The sequence below is a fragment of the Porphyrobacter sp. MBR-49 genome (assembly GCF_053628655.1).
Genome location: NZ_JBRJGU010000006.1, coordinates 219,967 through 235,321, shown reverse-complemented (window position 1 = coordinate 235,321; position 15,355 = coordinate 219,967). Strand labels below are relative to the sequence as shown.

General features: G+C 63.5%; 15 protein-coding genes. 3 read left to right on the top strand and 12 right to left on the bottom strand.

Annotated features, from left to right (window positions below):
- Positions 1–82: 82 nt before the first annotated feature.
- Entirely contained in the window at positions 83–1,540 is a 1,458-nt protein-coding gene (locus ACSSV3_RS10505; RefSeq protein WP_354324598.1) for a DEAD/DEAH box helicase, read from the top strand.
- Between the two features lie 7 nt (positions 1,541–1,547).
- Positions 1,548–2,117, top strand: coding sequence for a hypothetical protein (locus ACSSV3_RS10500; protein ID WP_354324599.1), 570 nt, complete (start codon positions 1,548–1,550; stop codon positions 2,115–2,117).
- Positions 2,118–2,121: 4 nt separating this feature from the next.
- Here the strand turns inward: ACSSV3_RS10500 and ACSSV3_RS10495 are convergent, their stop codons facing one another.
- From ACSSV3_RS10495 to ACSSV3_RS10480, 4 genes are all read right to left on the bottom strand, one after another.
- On the bottom strand, positions 2,122–4,428 hold the full coding sequence (locus ACSSV3_RS10495) for an ATP-dependent helicase (protein ID WP_354324601.1): 2,307 nt from the start codon (positions 4,426–4,428) through the stop codon (positions 2,122–2,124).
- Positions 4,429–4,502: 74 nt separating this feature from the next.
- A complete protein-coding gene (gene rsmD, locus ACSSV3_RS10490; protein WP_354324603.1) occupies positions 4,503–5,057 on the bottom strand; it encodes a 16S rRNA (guanine(966)-N(2))-methyltransferase RsmD in 555 nt (184 codons plus the stop codon).
- Positions 5,054–6,148 carry a pseudouridine synthase gene (locus ACSSV3_RS10485; RefSeq protein WP_354324605.1) on the bottom strand — a complete coding sequence of 365 codons (1,095 nt, stop codon included), beginning with the start codon at positions 6,146–6,148 and terminating at the stop codon, positions 5,054–5,056. The genes rsmD and ACSSV3_RS10485 overlap by 4 nt, the downstream gene beginning before the upstream one ends.
- An 18-nt stretch (positions 6,149–6,166) precedes the next feature.
- Positions 6,167–7,327, bottom strand: a complete 1,161-nt coding sequence (locus ACSSV3_RS10480) for an aromatic ring-hydroxylating oxygenase subunit alpha (RefSeq protein WP_354324606.1) — start codon at positions 7,325–7,327, stop codon at positions 6,167–6,169.
- 70 nt (positions 7,328–7,397) lie between these two features.
- Here ACSSV3_RS10480 and ACSSV3_RS10475 point away from each other — a divergent pair, with 70 nt between their 5' ends.
- Positions 7,398–8,816 carry an AmpG family muropeptide MFS transporter gene (locus ACSSV3_RS10475; RefSeq protein WP_354324608.1) on the top strand — a complete coding sequence of 473 codons (1,419 nt, stop codon included), beginning with the start codon at positions 7,398–7,400 and terminating at the stop codon, positions 8,814–8,816.
- A 3-nt stretch (positions 8,817–8,819) separates the two neighbouring features.
- Here ACSSV3_RS10475 and ACSSV3_RS10470 read toward each other — a convergent pair whose 3' ends face one another.
- From ACSSV3_RS10470 to ACSSV3_RS10435, 8 genes are all read right to left on the bottom strand, one after another.
- Positions 8,820–10,070 (bottom strand): bifunctional folylpolyglutamate synthase/dihydrofolate synthase, encoded by a 1,251-nt coding sequence (locus tag ACSSV3_RS10470; RefSeq protein WP_354324610.1) that lies wholly within the window; start codon positions 10,068–10,070, stop codon positions 8,820–8,822.
- Positions 10,071–10,166: 96 nt separating this feature from the next.
- On the bottom strand, positions 10,167–11,018 hold the full coding sequence (gene accD, locus ACSSV3_RS10465) for an acetyl-CoA carboxylase, carboxyltransferase subunit beta (protein ID WP_354324611.1): 852 nt from the start codon (positions 11,016–11,018) through the stop codon (positions 10,167–10,169).
- A gap of 119 nt (positions 11,019–11,137) precedes the next feature.
- Positions 11,138–11,917, bottom strand: a complete 780-nt coding sequence (gene trpA / locus ACSSV3_RS10460) for a tryptophan synthase subunit alpha (RefSeq protein WP_354324612.1) — start codon at positions 11,915–11,917, stop codon at positions 11,138–11,140.
- Positions 11,914–12,168, bottom strand: a complete 255-nt coding sequence (locus ACSSV3_RS10455) for a hypothetical protein (protein ID WP_354324614.1) — start codon at positions 12,166–12,168, stop codon at positions 11,914–11,916. Before ACSSV3_RS10455 ends, trpA begins: the two co-directional genes overlap by 4 nt.
- Before the next feature lie 219 nt (positions 12,169–12,387).
- Positions 12,388–13,602 (bottom strand): tryptophan synthase subunit beta, encoded by a 1,215-nt coding sequence (trpB, locus tag ACSSV3_RS10450; RefSeq protein WP_354324615.1) that lies wholly within the window; start codon positions 13,600–13,602, stop codon positions 12,388–12,390.
- On the bottom strand, positions 13,599–14,234 hold the full coding sequence (locus ACSSV3_RS10445; protein ID WP_354324617.1) for a phosphoribosylanthranilate isomerase: 636 nt from the start codon (positions 14,232–14,234) through the stop codon (positions 13,599–13,601). Before ACSSV3_RS10445 ends, trpB begins: the two co-directional genes overlap by 4 nt.
- A gap of 12 nt (positions 14,235–14,246) precedes the next feature.
- Complete coding sequence (gene pyrF / locus ACSSV3_RS10440) at positions 14,247–14,921, bottom strand: orotidine-5'-phosphate decarboxylase (protein WP_354324619.1); 675 nt, start codon at positions 14,919–14,921, stop codon at positions 14,247–14,249.
- A complete protein-coding gene (locus tag ACSSV3_RS10435; protein WP_454184801.1) occupies positions 14,918–15,319 on the bottom strand; it encodes a hypothetical protein in 402 nt (133 codons plus the stop codon). The genes pyrF and ACSSV3_RS10435 overlap by 4 nt, the downstream gene beginning before the upstream one ends.
- Positions 15,320–15,355: the final 36 nt, after the last annotated feature.

Here is a 15,355-nt window from a genome sequence, read left to right as displayed (position 1 = left end):
AACCTGATTGCGCCATACTGCGCCTCAGGGCCAGCAATCCCGGCAGCAACCCTGCCCGCTATTTTCGGACACCACCTACCGCATGACATTCGCCGATCTCGGCCTCTCGCCTGAATTGCTCAAAGCCGTCGAAGACGCAGGCTATACCACGCCAACTGCCATTCAGGCGCAGGCTATCCCCACCGTATTGATGATGCGCGACCTGATCGGCATTGCCCAGACCGGCACCGGCAAGACCGCCAGCTTCGTGCTGCCGATGATCGATGTGATGGCCGCGGGCCGCCGCCGCGCGCTGATGCCGCGTTCGCTGATCCTTGAACCGACCCGTGAACTCGCCGCGCAGGTGGCCGAGAATTTCGAGAAATACGGCAAGAACCACGATCTCAAAATGGCGTTGCTGATCGGCGGCGTGCAGATGGGCGATCAGTTGAAGGCGCTGTCGGAAGGGGTCGATGTGCTGATTGCGACGCCGGGCCGGCTGATGGATCTGTTTGAACGCGGCAAGATCATGCTCAATGGCTGCGAACTGCTGGTGATCGACGAGGCCGACCGGATGCTAGACATGGGGTTCATCCCCGACATCGAATTCATTTGTTCCAAGCTGCCCGAAACGCGCCAGACGATGCTGTTTTCGGCCACCATGCCGCCGCCGATTGAAAAGCTGTCAAAGAAGTTTCTCACCAATCCCAAGCGGATCGAGGTGAGCCGCGCGGCTTCGACCAACGCTGATATTACCGCCTTCAAGGTGCCGGTGAAATCGCGGTCGAAGAAAGATACCCTGCGCTGGTTCCTCGAAAACGACCTGGTCGAAACCGCGATCATCTTTGCCAACCGCAAGACCACCGTGCGCGAACTCAACCAGAGCCTGACCCGCTTCGGCTTCCGGTCGAGCGAAATTCACGGCGACATGGATCAGTCGAGCAGGATCAAGGAGCTTGACCGCTTCAAGGCCGGCGAGGTCAACATCCTCGTTGCGTCCGACGTCGCCGCGCGCGGGCTCGACATCAAAGGCGTCTCCCACGTGTTCAATTACGACACGCCGTGGCACCCCGATGATTACGTCCACCGCATCGGCCGCACCGGCCGCGCCGGGGCCAAGGGCCGGGCTTTCACCTTCGTTGCGGAAGAAGACGCCGAAGCGATCAGCAATGTCGAAAAGCTGACCGGCAGCGTGATCAAGGTGTTCGGCAAGGACGACGTGCGCGTTGATCTCAGCGCCGCGATTGCCAAGGCCGAAGATGCCAAGGTCGATGCACCTGAACGCGAAGAGCGTGAGGAACGCGAGCCGCGCAAATCCCGCCGTGCACCACGCGCTGAAAGCGCCCCGCGTGAAGATCCCGCGCCGCGCGAAGAGAGCGCCGAACCGGCAGAACGTCCGGCCAAGCCCCGCCGGGCTCGCGCCGAACGCCCGCAAGCCACCGAGCGCGTCGCCGATGACCGCCAACCCCGCGTGCGCCGTAACAACGAAGACGACACGCCGGTGCCAGCAGGCGAATGGAACGGCCCGCGTCCGGGGTTTCTGGATGTGGGGTTTGGGTAGAAGCGTCGTGGCCTTTGGCAAGCGACGATGGGCGACGCGAACCAAGCTCACTGTTGCTCTTATTGTATTAGCTGCAATCGCCACACCGATCGTCGGGCCGTTTACGTTCTACGGTAATCTAGTTCCTTACCTCACGCCCCTTATCCCGAAACCTGACGGTGTCCCGAGCGACGCCAAGGTGGCCCATAACTGGAAAGGCTCCGGTTTGTACTGGCGCTGGGAGCGTAAGCTTCCGGCAGGCCGAGCGACTTGGGCGTTGGCGGCAGATCGATGGGTTTCCGTGAGCTTTTACGCCAAGCTGCCAGGCAGCGCGATTTCCGAGCGGAGCTTCCATTTTGCCAATTTTGTAGGGGACGAGATTGACTTCGCTCAAGATGGGTCCGGGGCAAGTCACTGTAGCATCCACACGGCCAAGTTATCGGACGAAGACGTTGTTGCCGCTCGTAACCTTCTTGCGCAATCAAGCGTCGCTGCAAAAAGCGATGTTGAGCGACGTTTGATCGCGCTTTCGGTGGACTTCGTCGATCATCCGAAAGTTGGTGAGCATCCTTGCGGCGCGCGCTATGGGCCTGTCTGAGGGCTTACCCCACCACCGTCACAAACGAATCCAGCACCCGCTTCTCGCCAGCATCCTCGAACAGGATGGTGAGCTTGTTGCCCTCCTGATCGATCACGCAGCCGGTGCCGAATTTGGCATGGCTGACCATTGCGCCAATCGCGATGTCTGACCGCGCGGGCGCGGCGAAGCTGGCTGCTGAACGCGTGTTTTCGCGCACCCTTGCAGGCTTGGTATCATACCCTGACGTCAACGCCCGCTGCCAGCCGGGGCCGCGCGTTTGGGCGCGGTCGGGGCGGTCACGTGCGACGTGGGCGAAGGGGTCGTCCTGCTCGCTCCAATTGGCGCGCCACAGGCTTGCCCCGCCGGTCAGCGTGGTTTCCTGATCAATATGTTCGCCGGGCAGTTCTTCGATGAAGCGGCTGGGGATAGAACTGATCCACTGGCCATAGATGCGGCGATTGGCGGCGTGCAGGATCACGCAGCGCCGCCGCGCGCGGGTGATCGCGACATAGGCGAGGCGGCGTTCTTCTTCGAGGCTGGCCAGCCCGCCTTCGTCAATCGCGCGCTGCGATGGGAACACGCCTTCTTCCCAGCCGACGCAGAAGATATTGTCGAATTCCAGCCCCTTGGCGGCGTGGATCGTCATGATCGTCACCGTTTCCTCGCTATCGGCGCGGTCATTATCCATGACGAGGCTGATGTGTTCGAGGAAATCGCCGAGCGTCTCGTAATCCTCCATCGCGCGCGCGAGTTCGGAGAGGTTTTCCACCCGTCCGGCGCTTTCGGCGGTGCGATCCGCGGCGAGCATGGCGTTATAGCCGCTCTCCTCCAGCACCAGCCGCAGCAGATCGGCGGGCGTCACCGTCTCCGCCGTCTCACGCCAATGCAGGAATTGCCGCATCAAGGCGCCAATGGTGTTTGCAGCGCGCGCGGGCAGTTCGTCGCTGTCGGCCAATTGCAATGCGGCAGCAGCCAGCGGCAGGTTCATCGCGCGCGCGTGGCTGTGCATTTTCTCCAGCGCCTTGGCACCCAAACCACGCTTGGGCTGGTTATGGATGCGTTCAAACGCGAGGTCATCCTGCGGCTGCGCGATCAGCCGCAGATAGGCGAGCGCATCGCGGATTTCGGCGCGTTCGTAAAAGCGGAAACCGCCGATGATGCGGTAATTCACCCCGATCTGGATGAAGCGGTCTTCAAACTCGCGGGTCTGGTATTGCGCGCGCACCAGAATGGCGACGCCGTTGAGCGCCGCGCCTTCGCGTTCCAGCCGCTCGATCTCCTCGCCCACCCGGCGCGCTTCTTCGGGCGCGTCCCAAACCCCGATCACCTTGACCTTGTCGCCGCCGTTCACTTCCGTCCACAACGTCTTGTCGTGGCGCTGGCTGTTCGCGCGGATCAGCCCCGCTGCCGCGCCGAGAATATGCGGGGTGGAGCGGTAATTCTGTTCCAGCCGGATCACCTGGGTTCCGGGAAAATCCTTTTCAAACCGCAGGATATTGGCGACTTCTGCGCCGCGCCATGAATAGATCGACTGGTCATCATCCCCCACCACGCAGATGTTCTTGTGTTCCTGTGCCAGCAGCCGCAGCCACAGATACTGCACGGCGTTGGTGTCCTGATATTCGTCCACCATGATGTATCGGAACCGGCGCTGATAATCGGCGAGGATATCGTGATGGTTACGCAGGATGTTGAGCATATGCAGCATCAGGTCGCCGAAATCGCAAGCATTCAATTCCTTCAGCCGCGCCTGATAACGCGCATAAAGCGCCGCACCCTGGCCATTGGCGTAAGCCTCGTTCTCGACCGCATCGAGGTCTTGCGGGTTCAGCCCTCTGTTCTTCCAGCGATCAATCAACCCCGCCAGTTGGCGCGCAGGCCAGCGTTTTTCGTCAAGGTCAGCCTGCGCGATCAGCTGTTTGAGCAGCCGGATCTGATCATCGGTGTCGATGATGGTGTAATTGCTGTGCAACCCTGCCAATTCGGCATGGCGGCGCAGCATCTTGGCGCAGATCGAATGGAAGGTGCCCAGCCACGGGATGCCTTCCGCACCGGGGCCAAGGTGATGCGCCACCCGTTCACGCATTTCGCGCGCAGCCTTGTTGGTGAAGGTGACACACAGGATCTGGCTGGGATAGGCCCGCCGGGTCGCCACCAGATGCGCCAGCCGTGCGGTCAGCGCTGCCGTCTTGCCCGTGCCCGCACCCGCCAACATCAGCACCGGGCCTTCGGTTGCCAGAACGGCGGCGCGCTGCGGCGCGTTCAACTGCGCGGCATAGGCCGGAACAGTATCGCGCGCAGGCGCAGGAGAGGGCAGGGTGTTGGTCATCGCACTAACGTGAACAAGTAGGGAACAATTGCCTGCGGGGCAAGCCACGGCATCGTGCTTATCGTCGGGCCACCTCAGCCAGTCGCAGCTGCCAGTCTGAGCAGGCTTAGCTTGCTCTTGCCGACCCGTCGTTCGGCCTCGATCGCCAGTCCGTTGATTTTGGGGTCTTCGTTGAAGGCTGTCTCCAGCGAGATCCACGTTTGCGCACCGATCCAGCCGAGCCGCAGCAGCCGGTCGAGCGCGACCTCGCCTGCGCCCGAATGGTAGGGGGGATCGACGAGGATCAGGTCGAGCGGCGCGGTGGCGGCGCGCAGCTGCGTTGCCGATCCTGTCTCCACCCGCGCCTGATCGCGCGCCCCAAGCGCGGTGATATTGGCGCGGATCGCCTCCACTGCCGCGCGATCCTGTTCGACAAACAGGCAGGTGGCCGCGCCGCGCGACAATGCCTCCAGCCCGAGCGCGCCCGACCCTGCAAACAGATCGGCCACCTGCAACCCTTCAAAACTACCGAGGCGGCTGGTGAGCATCGAAAACAGCGTTTCGCGCATCCGGTCAGCGGTCGGGCGGGTGGCATCGCCCTTGGGTGCGACCAGCTTGCGACCGCGCCATGCGCCCGCGATAATCCTCACTTGCGCGGCCCGCGCGGGGTGTTGCCGCGCGTGGCGGGCGGACGTTTGCGCGATGGCGAGCGCGCGGGCGGTCGCGGCGTACCAGCGCCAGCGCTGTCTTTGCGCGGGGCGGCGACCGGGCCAGCACGGCCCTTGCGCGGCGGCACGGCATTGGCGGCATCAGCCGGTTTGCGCGCCGAATGTGGGCCATCTGCGCCCTTATGCGGGGCAGGGCGCGCGGGCGGCGCAGCCTTGCGAGCAGGTGGGCGCGGGGCGCGCGGAGGCTTGGACGGTGCGGCAATCTCTACCTTGTCCGCTTTCTTCACCCCGCCGCGCGGGATCGGCTCGCCCGTCATTTCAGATAGGAACCGCGCCACTGGCTTGCCGGTCAGTTCCACCGCCTGCCCGCGCGGCAGATCGCCGAGGTTGAACGGGCCATAGCCAGTGCGGATCAGGCGGTTGACCTTGAGGCCGAGATATTCGAGCACCCGGCGCACTTCGCGGTTCTTGCCTTCGGTGATGGTCATTTCGACCCACACATTGCGGCCCGTTCCGCGTTCAAGGTTCGCGTCGATCGAACCATAGCGCACCCCGTCAATCTCCACGCCTTCGATCAGGTCTTCAAGCTGGCTCTGCTGGATTTCGCCGAACGCGCGGGCGCGGTAGGTGCGCGGCACTTTGGTGGCGGGCAACTCCATCGTGCGTTTCAGCCCGCCATCATTGGTCAGCAGCAGCAGTCCTTCGGTGTTGAGATCGAGCCGGCCGACCGGCATCAGTCGCGGCGTCCCGGTGGGCAGGGCATTGCGCAGCGCGGTGTAAATCGTCGGGCGGCCCGCCAGATCGCGCTCGGCCGTGATTAACCCGGTTGGTTTGTGAAACGCGAACAACCGTGTGGCTTCGGCTGCGGCAACCGGGTTGCCATCCACCGTCACGCCGCGCAGGCTGGCGAGGATTGTTGCCGGGGTATCAAGCACCCTGCCATCCAGTGCCACGCGTCCTTCGGCAATCATCCGCTCAATCTCGCGGCGGCTGGCAACGCCTGCGCGGGCGAGCAGTTTGGCAATACGTTCCCCTTCGGGACGGTTTTCGGAGCGGGGGGGAGCGGTTGGCATAGGCGCGGCGCTACGCGCTCAATTGGCTGCCCGCAAGGCTTCGCTCACGATCTGATCGAAGCGCGCAATCCCACCTTCCAGCGTGCCAAGCGTGAGGTGATCAATCGCGCCCGATTGCAGCCCTTGCTGGCCGAGTTCGGCAGCGCGGAAATCTTCGCTGGCAAACACCCCGCCGTCGAGCAGGTTCCAGCTGCGTTCCCAATGGTCGCGCGCCTTGTCGGTGGCGGGCGCTTCGGGGATCAGCATGAAATCTTCGACCAGCGTCAGGTCATGCGCCTGCGGCATCAGCACCATCACATTGACGTAGTCGGGGCTGGGGACGATCACGGTGGCGGGCAGGAGTTGATAGGCGAAGGTCACCACCCGGCGCAGCGCCGCCATATCGCTGAGATCGACGCCTTCCATTTCCTCCAGCCGCCCCACGGCCGAGCGTTGATGCGGGCCGATCTGGTCGCCTGCGGTGATTCCGTCCTTGAAGAACGGGCCGATGGTGGCCGCGTGCAGGCGGGTAACGTGGTAGCTTTCAAGGAAGGCATCCATGATCAGCTTCCAGTTGCCGCGCACCGTGTGAAGCTTGCGCCGGAACATGTAAGCTTGCGGCAGGCCGAAAGCCTTCAAGTCTTCGCCCAGCGCGGCGGCGTCGCTGAAATCCGCGCCATTCTGCGGCGCAAACCAGATCAGCCCACCGGCCTCAAGGCTGGGCAGTTCGACAAGGCCGTATTCGCTCTTGTCCATGCCGGGGAAGGTATCGGGGCGGGGCAGTGCCAGCAGCCCGCCATCAAGCCGGTACGTCCAGGCGTGATAGGGGCACACCAACCGCTTGGCGCACACCGTTTCGCTGCCTTCAACCAGCCGGGTGCCCCGGTGGCGGCAGACATTAAGGAACACGTGCGCTGCGCCCTGCGCATCGCGGGTGATCAGCAGCGGGCGTCCGGTGGCATCATGCGGCACCGCCATGCCCGGATCGGGCAGCAATGCCGACGGCGCGAGCACTTGCGGCAGGCGGTCGAACAGCGCAGATTTTTCGCGCGCGAAGTGATCGGGGCAGGTGTAATTGCTGGCAGGCACCTGCTGAATGCCGCCCGCCACCTTGGCGCGTCCTTCGCGAATCGCCTCGGCCAGCGCCAATTGCCCCGGCGTTGGTCGCAAGCTGGGCATATCTGTTGTTGCTGCGTTCATCGCTCTTTTCTCATCCTCATTCCCAAGCCTAGTGTGCCAGACAATCGGGTGACGCAAAAGGATACAGTGGATGATCGACTGGGATACCGCAATTCTGTTCGGGGTGATCGCTGCGGTCGTTGCTCTGGCTTACCTTGTTCCGGCGTTCGCGCCCTATCGTCGCAAGATGCCGTTTGTGGCGTTTCTGCTTGGCATTTCGTCGGGCTTTCCGCTGACCTTGCTGCTGGGCACGATGACGTTCTGGCTGTCCAAAGTCGGGATTGATAAATCGACCATCGGGTTCGCGATCGGGCTGACAACGCCCTACACGCTCAAATTCCTGTGGGCACCGCTGGTCGACAAGACCCCCATTCCTATCCTAACCAACTGGCTGGGGCAGCGGCGCGCGTGGCTGTTTGTGGTTCAGGTCGCGCTGGTTCTGGCGCTGTGGCAGCTTGGCACCAGCAACCCCACCAACGACAATATCGGCATGTTTGCAGTGTGGGCGATTGTCGTCGCGTTCCTGTCGGCAACGCAAGACATCGTGATCGACGCCTACCGGATCGAGATCCTGTCGGACGAGGAAATGGCCCACGGCACGGCGATGAACCAGTTCGGTTATCGCACCGGCAATCTGCTGGCAGGCGCAGGTACCATCTACCTCGCCTCGACTGAAGGCTATGATATCGGCTGGGCGATGGCTTACGGCGTTACCAGCTTTCTTGTCCTGCCCGCGATATTGGGCGCGTTGTGGGCCGGGGCAGGGCGGTTCGATCCGAACGCGGCGCGCGCTGCCGGGCAGAGCTTTTTCAACTGGCTCACTGAAACCGTGGTCAACCCGTTCCGCGAATTTCTGGGCCGCAAGGGAGCGGCGCTGATACTGCTGTTTGTGCTGATCTACAAGGTTGGCGATGCGATGGGGCAGGGAATGCTCAACCCGATGATCGTTGAGCTGGGCTTCAGCGATACCGAATTCATCACCATCAACAAATTCGTAGGCTTCGGCGCGCTGATCGTCGGATCGGCGCTGGGTGGGCCATTTATCGCCTGGCTGGGGATGGGCCGCGCGCTGCTCATATCGGGTTTGTTGATGATGTTGTCGAACTTCCTGTTCGTGGTTCTGGCGATTGTCGGCCATTCGCCGCTGATGCTGGCGATTGCAGTGGGGACTGAGAACCTGACGAGCGGGATCGGGCTGACGGTGTTCGTGACCTATCTTTCGGGCTTGTCGAACCTCGCTTACACGGCGACCCAGTTTGCGCTGCTTTCAAGTTTTGCAGCGGTTGGGCGAACATGGTTGGCGACGCCGTCGGGCTATCTCGCCGAAAACCTCGGCTGGGTGGGGTTCTGGACATTTACGGTGGTAATTGCTGCGCCGGGGATGCTGCTGTTGTGGATGCTGTGGCGCAAGGGCTTCGTGGTGGAAAGTGTACGCCAGACTGGTGACGGTGAAAGCAGTGACCCGCCCGAAGCAGTCAACGCGAAACCGGGCGTGAGTCCGGCAGAGTAGCGTCTAGTCTGGCACCTCATCATTCAACAGCAGCGCCTCGCCCGCGAGGTAGAGTGATCCGGCGATCAGCACTGGCAGGCCATCATCGGGGATAGCAGCCAAGGCGGTCGTCAGGTCTGACGCAGGGCGTGCCTGTGGGCCAAACGCTGTTGCCGGGTGCCAATCGTGCCCCGGCACCGGCACTGCGGTGATACTGGCGAGCATCGGGCCGAGCGGGGTGGTGAGCGCGCCGGGGTCTTTACTCTCGATCATCCCGACTACCAGATGCAGGCGTTGACCAGCGAAATGCGCGCCGAGCATCGCGCCTGCCTGAGGGTTGTGCCCGCCATCGAGCCACACTTCGCGTCCGCCGGTGAGCGGGCCGGGGCCAAGGTGCTGCATCCGCGCGGGCCAGCGCGCTCCCGCCAATCCCGCAGCCATCGCCGCGTCCGATACTGGCAATGCGGTTTGCGCGCGCAGCATTGCTACGGCCAATCCGGCGTTCACCCGCTGGTGCGCGCCGGGAAGCGCGAGCGGCACGTCAGGGGCACTGCGCGCGATAATCACTGGCGCACCCACGCCCGCCGCCACTGCGCGGATCGCTGCCATTTCAACTTCCGGCTGGCCAATCGTCGCCAGCGGCACGCCAGCCTTAGCAATCCCCGCCTTTTCAAACGCGATCCGCGCCATTGGTTCGTGCGGCACGCCATCTTCGGGCGCGAGCAGGAAGCGTTCGTGATCGAGGCCGAGGGCTGCAATCCCGGAGGCGGCGAGCGCGTCTGGTTCGAGCACGTTGGTCGCATCGAACCGCCCGCCCATCCCTACTTCGACCACGCAGGCGTCCGCAGGCGTGCGGGCAAAGGCGAGGAAGGCGGCGGCGATGGTAACTTCGAAAAAGCTGGGGCCGAAGCCTTCGCCCCCTTGTTCACTGGCATCAAGCACCTCCTCAAGCACCGCCGCCAGTGCTGCGTCGGAAATCAGCTCCCCCGCCAGCCTGATGCGTTCATTATAGCGCACCAGATGGGGCGAGGTGGTGACGTGGACGCGGTAGCCTTGCGCCTCCAGCATCGCCCGCAGAAACGCGCAGGTCGAACCCTTGCCGTTGGTGCCTGCGACGTGGAACACTGGCGGCAGTTTGCGATGGGGATTGCCGAGCTGCTCCATCATCGCACGGATGGTGTCGAGGCCAAGCCGCCCCTGCGGCAGGCTGAGCCGCGCGAGCCGATCCAATTGCGCCTGAACGCCGGGGTCAGACGAGGTGCCGAAGTCTTTCATCCCCACCTCGTCACCCCAGCGGAAGCTGGGGTCTCAAGCGGCGAGCGCCGCGCACGAAGCCTCGGACCCCAGCTTTCGCTGGGGTGACGTTGAACATTACGCCGCCTTCACCGGTTGCAGATAATCCAGCACTTGCGCCAGCGTCGCTTTCAGATCGCGGCGCGGCACCACCATGTCGACCATGCCATGCTTGTGCAGATATTCGGCACGCTGGAAACCTTCGGGCAATTGTTCGCGGATCGTGTCCTGAATCACCCGCTGGCCCGCAAACCCGATCAGCGCGCCCGGTTCGGCAATGTGAATGTCGCCAAGCATCGCGTAACTTGCAGTCACGCCGCCGGTGGTCGGATCGGTCAAAACCACGATATAGGGCACGCCCGCCGCCTTCAGCCGCCGGGTCATCACGGTCGCGCGCGGCATTTGCATCAGCGACAGGATCCCCTCCTGCATCCGCGCCCCGCCCGCCGCCGTCACCACAATGTAAGCGCAGCCGCGATCGAGCGCCTTTTGCGCGCCTTCGCAGAACGCCTGGCCCACGGCCATGCCCATTGATCCGCCCATGAAGCTGAAATCCTGTACGCCGACCACGGCGGGGCGGGTTTCGATGGTGCCGGAGCCGACCACGAAGGCATCATCATGCGGATTGGCGGCGCGCGCGGCCTTCAGCCGATCAGTGTATTTCTTGGTGTCCTTGAACTGCAACGGGTCTTCGGTGACTTTCGGCAGAGGCAGCACCTCGAACCCCGGATCCATCAGCAGCGCCAGCCGCGCATCCGCGCCGATCCGCCCGTGATGTTCGCATTTCGGGCAGACAGAGAGGTTGTCCTCATACTCTGCCACGAACAACATTTCCTGGCAGGATGGGCACTTGATCCACAGATCCTTCTCTGTGGTTTTCTTCCCCGACGAAAAGCCGAGCGAATTGCGGACGCGGGTGAACCAGTTCATGGGGGTGTCCTAAACTCTTTTGGTCGTCATTGCGAGCCGTAGGCGAAGCAATCCATGACGCGTCGTGACCATATGCTGCGATGTCTGTTCATGGATTGCCTATGCTCACAATGACGAAATTAACGGGCGGTGTGAACGGCGTCGGCCAGCGCGGCGGTGAGTTTGCGCAGGTGCGCCGGAGCATCCGCCCCATATTCGCCGCAGATTTCCACCAAGGCTGAGCCAACCACCACGCCATCCGCCACCTTGGCGATCGCGGCGGCCTGTTCGGGCGTGCGCACGCCGAAGCCGACGGCGATGGGCAGATCGGTCGATTGCTTGAGCCGCGCCACGGCTTCTTCAATGCTGGCCTGCACAGCCTGCTGTTTACCGGTGATCCCGGCGACCGAAACGTAATACAGAAAGCCTTCCGACCCGGCGAGCACCTGCGGCAGGCGCGCCGCGTCGGTGGTCGGCGTGGCGAGGCGGATCGGGGCGATGCCACGCTCGCGCAGGGCCGGGCCGAGTGCGTCGTCCTCCTCGGGCGGAATGTCGACGCAGATGACGCCGTCAACGCCCGCAGCGGCGGCGGCATCGGCAAACCACTCCGGCCCGCGCCGCACCATCGGGTTGGCATAGCCCATCAGAACGAGGGGCACGTAAGGGTGCCGGGCGCGGAAGTCGGTGGCGTAGCGCAGCACGTCGGCAGTGGTGGTGCCTGCGCCGAGTGAACGCAGGTTGGCGCTCTGGATCGCGGGGCCATCAGCCATCGGATCGGTGAAGGGCATGCCGAGCTCGATCACATCCGCGCCGCCTTCGACCAGCGCATCGAGATTGGCCGCGGTGTCGCCATCGCCTGCGGTGATGAAGCAGACGAGCGCGGATTGGCGGACGGCGAAGGTGGAGGTGAGGCGGGTCATTGGTTTTTCACTTTGGCCTTTTTGCGGCGTCTTTGCCATTCGTTGATCGCGGTCAGTGTGGCGGCAACAAGGATGGCCCAGAGGAAAGTTTTGCCGCTGAAACCGTCACTGGACAAAAGACCTTTCAGCAGCGCCATGATCGTGAACATGACGATGAACTGAAGGAGTCCCGGGCCCCAGCTTGGCACTTGCGGTTCTTCACTATGCTCGCGGCGTCGCTTCTTCCGAATTTTCGCCCGGGCTTTGGTCACGATCTCACGCGCACCCTACAAAACCTTCGTCACCCCGGACTTGATCCGGGGTCCAGCTTACTGCGTCGCTGCGGAGAGAGGCAGCGGGATCCCGGGTCAAGCCCGGGATGACGGCGAATGATTCGTCATTGCGAGCGTAGCGAAGCAATCCGGGGCGGCGGTCGGTCGCTCTGGATTGCCGCGTCGCCTTCGGCTCCTCGCAATGACGAGGGATGGAGATCAAAGTTCCACTCCCAGCTTCTCAGCCACGGTGAAGATGTCCTTATCGCCGCGCCCGCACAGATTCATCAGCACGATGCTGTCCTTCGGCATGGTCGGCGCGACCTTCTTCACGGCGGCAATCGCGTGGGCTGGCTCGAGAGCGGGAATAATCCCCTCGGTGCGGCAGAGCAGTTGGAAGCCTTCCAAAGCCTCGTCATCGGTGACGGCGGTGTAATCGACGCGGCCCGATTCCTTCAGCCATGCGTGTTCGGGGCCGATGCCGGGGTAATCGAGACCGGCGCTGATCGAGTGGCCTTCGGTGATCTGGCCGTCTTCGTCCTGCAACAAATAGGTGCGGTTGCCGTGAAGCACGCCAGGCGATCCGCCGAGCAGGCTGGCGGCGTGTTCATTACCGTCGAGGCCGTGGCCCGCCGCTTCCACGCCGAGCATCTTCACGTCCGCATCATCGAGGAACGGGTGGAACAGCCCCAGCGCGTTGGAACCGCCGCCGATGCAGGCGACCAGCAGATCGGGCAGGCGGCCCACACGGGACAGCATCTGCGCGCGCGCTTCTGTGCCGATCACGCTCTGGAAATTGCGCACCATCTCCGGATAGGGGTGCGGGCCTGCCGCCGTGCCGATGATGTAGAATGTGTCGTGGACGTTCGCGACCCAGTCGCGCAGCCCTTCGTTCATTGCGTCCTTCAGCGTCGCGCCGCCGCTGGTGACGGGGATCACTTCCGCGCCGAGCAGCTTCATGCGGAACACATTGGGAGCCTGCCGCGCCACGTCGGTTGCGCCCATGTAGATTACGCAAGGCAGGCCGAACCGCGCGCAGACGGTGGCGGTCGCCACGCCGTGCTGGCCCGCGCCAGTCTCCGCGATGATCCGCGTCTTGCCCATCCGCATCGCCAGCAGGATTTGGCCGATGCAATTGTTGATCTTGTGCGCGCCGGTGTGATTGAGCTCATCGCGCTTGAACCACACTTGTGCGCCGCCCAACTCCTCGGTCAGGCGCGGCGCGAAATAGAGCGGCGAGGGGCGGCCGACGTAATGTTCCAGCAAGTCGTCGAACTCGGCGGCAAACGCCGGGTCGGCCTGCGCCTTGCGATATTCGCGCTCCAGATCGAGCACCAGCGGCATCAGCGTTTCAGCGACATAGCGCCCGCCAAACTGGCCGAAATGGCCGCGATCATCGGGCTGGGTGCGGAAGGAATTGGGGTGCGTGTTCATAGCCGTGCCGCTTTGCAGAAGTCGGCGATTCTGTCCACGTCCTTGATGCCCGGCGCGCTTTCCACGCCCGACGATGTATCCACCAACGGCGCGCCGGTCAGCCGCACCGCCTCGGCAACATTGACCGGGGTCAGCCCGCCTGCAAGGCCCCACGGCAGCGCGCCCTTATACTGGCGCAGCAGCGACCAATCGAACACCAGCCCCATGCCGCCGGGCATCGCGCCCTTGGGCGTCTTGGCGTCGAACAGGATGAAATCCGCCGTCCCGGCATATCGATCAGCGCGCGCGATATCATCGGCGCTCGCCACGCACAGCACTTTCCATACGGGCAAGCCGAACCGCGCCCGCACGGCGGCGGCGCGTTCGGGCGTTTCATCGCCGTGAAGCTGAATTGCATCGAGCCTTCCGGCTGCCACCGCATCACCGATTGCCGCGTCATCGGCATCGACAAACACGCCCGTACGGCGGATCGCGGTGCCGGATACCTCGGCCAGCCGGGCGGCCTGCGTGCCGGTGACATAACGCGGGGAGGGGGCATAGAAATTCAGCCCGCACCAATCGGCGCGCGCGGCGATGCAGGCGCTGAGCGCTTCGGGCGTTGAAACCCCGCAGATCTTGATTGTAGTGGGCATAAGCAATCGCCGCTAAAGCGTCGCCTCGATCGCGCGCGCCGCCTCAACCGGGTCTTCCGCGCGGCTGATCGGGCGGCCGATTACCAGCACACTCGCGCCATTGTCGCGCGCGGCGCGGGGGGTGACGACGCGTTTCTGATCGCCGGTGCCGCCGCCGTTGGGGCGCAGGCCGGGGACGACGAAGAATCCGTCCTTCCACGCCTTGTGCACGAAGCCGACTTCCTGTCCCGAACACACCACGCCGTCCAATCCGGCCGCATGGGCGAGTTCGGCCAGCCGCATCACCTGCGTTTCGGCGCTGCCATAAACCCCGGTGGCGGTCAGATCATTGGCATCAAGGCTGGTGAGGGTGGTGACGGCCACCACCTTGCAGCCATCGGCCGCCGCCGCTTTGGCGTCCTCCATCATCGCGCGCCCGCCGCTGGCGTGGACGGTGACAATCGCGGGCTGATAGACATGGATCGCCTGCATCGCCGCAGCGACGGTGTTGGGGATGTCGTGGAACTTCAGATCGAGGAAGATAGGCAGGCCCATATGCGCAATTTCGTGCACCCCGTGGCTGCCGTGCGCGCAGAAAAACTCCAGCCCCAGCTTGACCCCGCCAATATGCGCCTTGACCTTGGATAGCAGCGCCTTGGCTGGTTCCAGCTGCGGAATATCGAGCGCGAGGAAGATCGGATTGCTCACTTGCCGTCCCCCGCGCTGCCGGGGTTTGACGGGTTGAACGGGTCGGCGGGCTCTCCCGCTTTTGCCCCTGCCTTATCCACAGGGCTGTCCACGATTGGTGCCGCGTTTGGCACTGCCGTTTCGGCCTGCCGCGCCAGCGCCATGTTCTTGAGCGAATTTTCCAGCGCCCGGATGCGTCTTTCTAGGGTCCATCGCACACTCCGGTGATACAGGTATGTTGGCACTGCCCCGATCATAAGGAAGGCAATCACAATGAATCCTACGGGCCAGTCCGCCCCTATGGCATCGCTAGAGGTCATCCAGATCCTGACCCTTTGTGGCTCGCCCCAATTGATGCCAACAATCAAAGCGAGATAGGCTGCAATTGGTATCCAGATGATGGTGCGAAGGATTTTCACGAGGCACGCCTCTCCCAATGGCCCATTGATTGACCA

Coding starts and splice junctions, on each gene's coding strand:
- ACSSV3_RS10445 (WP_354324617.1), bottom strand. CDS start 14,234: ATGCCCACTACAATCAAGATCTGCGGGGTTTCAACGCCCGAAGCGCTC.
- ACSSV3_RS10505 (WP_354324598.1), top strand. CDS start 83: ATGACATTCGCCGATCTCGGCCTCTCGCCTGAATTGCTCAAAGCCGTC.
- trpA (WP_354324612.1), bottom strand. CDS start 11,917: ATGACCCGCCTCACCTCCACCTTCGCCGTCCGCCAATCCGCGCTCGTC.
- ACSSV3_RS10480 (WP_354324606.1), bottom strand. CDS start 7,327: ATGAACGCAGCAACAACAGATATGCCCAGCTTGCGACCAACGCCGGGG.
- ACSSV3_RS10485 (WP_354324605.1), bottom strand. CDS start 6,148: ATGCCAACCGCTCCCCCCCGCTCCGAAAACCGTCCCGAAGGGGAACGT.
- ACSSV3_RS10495 (WP_354324601.1), bottom strand. CDS start 4,428: ATGACCAACACCCTGCCCTCTCCTGCGCCTGCGCGCGATACTGTTCCG.
- ACSSV3_RS10470 (WP_354324610.1), bottom strand. CDS start 10,070: ATGAAAGACTTCGGCACCTCGTCTGACCCCGGCGTTCAGGCGCAATTG.
- accD (WP_354324611.1), bottom strand. CDS start 11,018: ATGAACTGGTTCACCCGCGTCCGCAATTCGCTCGGCTTTTCGTCGGGG.
- ACSSV3_RS10475 (WP_354324608.1), top strand. CDS start 7,398: ATGATCGACTGGGATACCGCAATTCTGTTCGGGGTGATCGCTGCGGTC.
- trpB (WP_354324615.1), bottom strand. CDS start 13,602: ATGAACACGCACCCCAATTCCTTCCGCACCCAGCCCGATGATCGCGGC.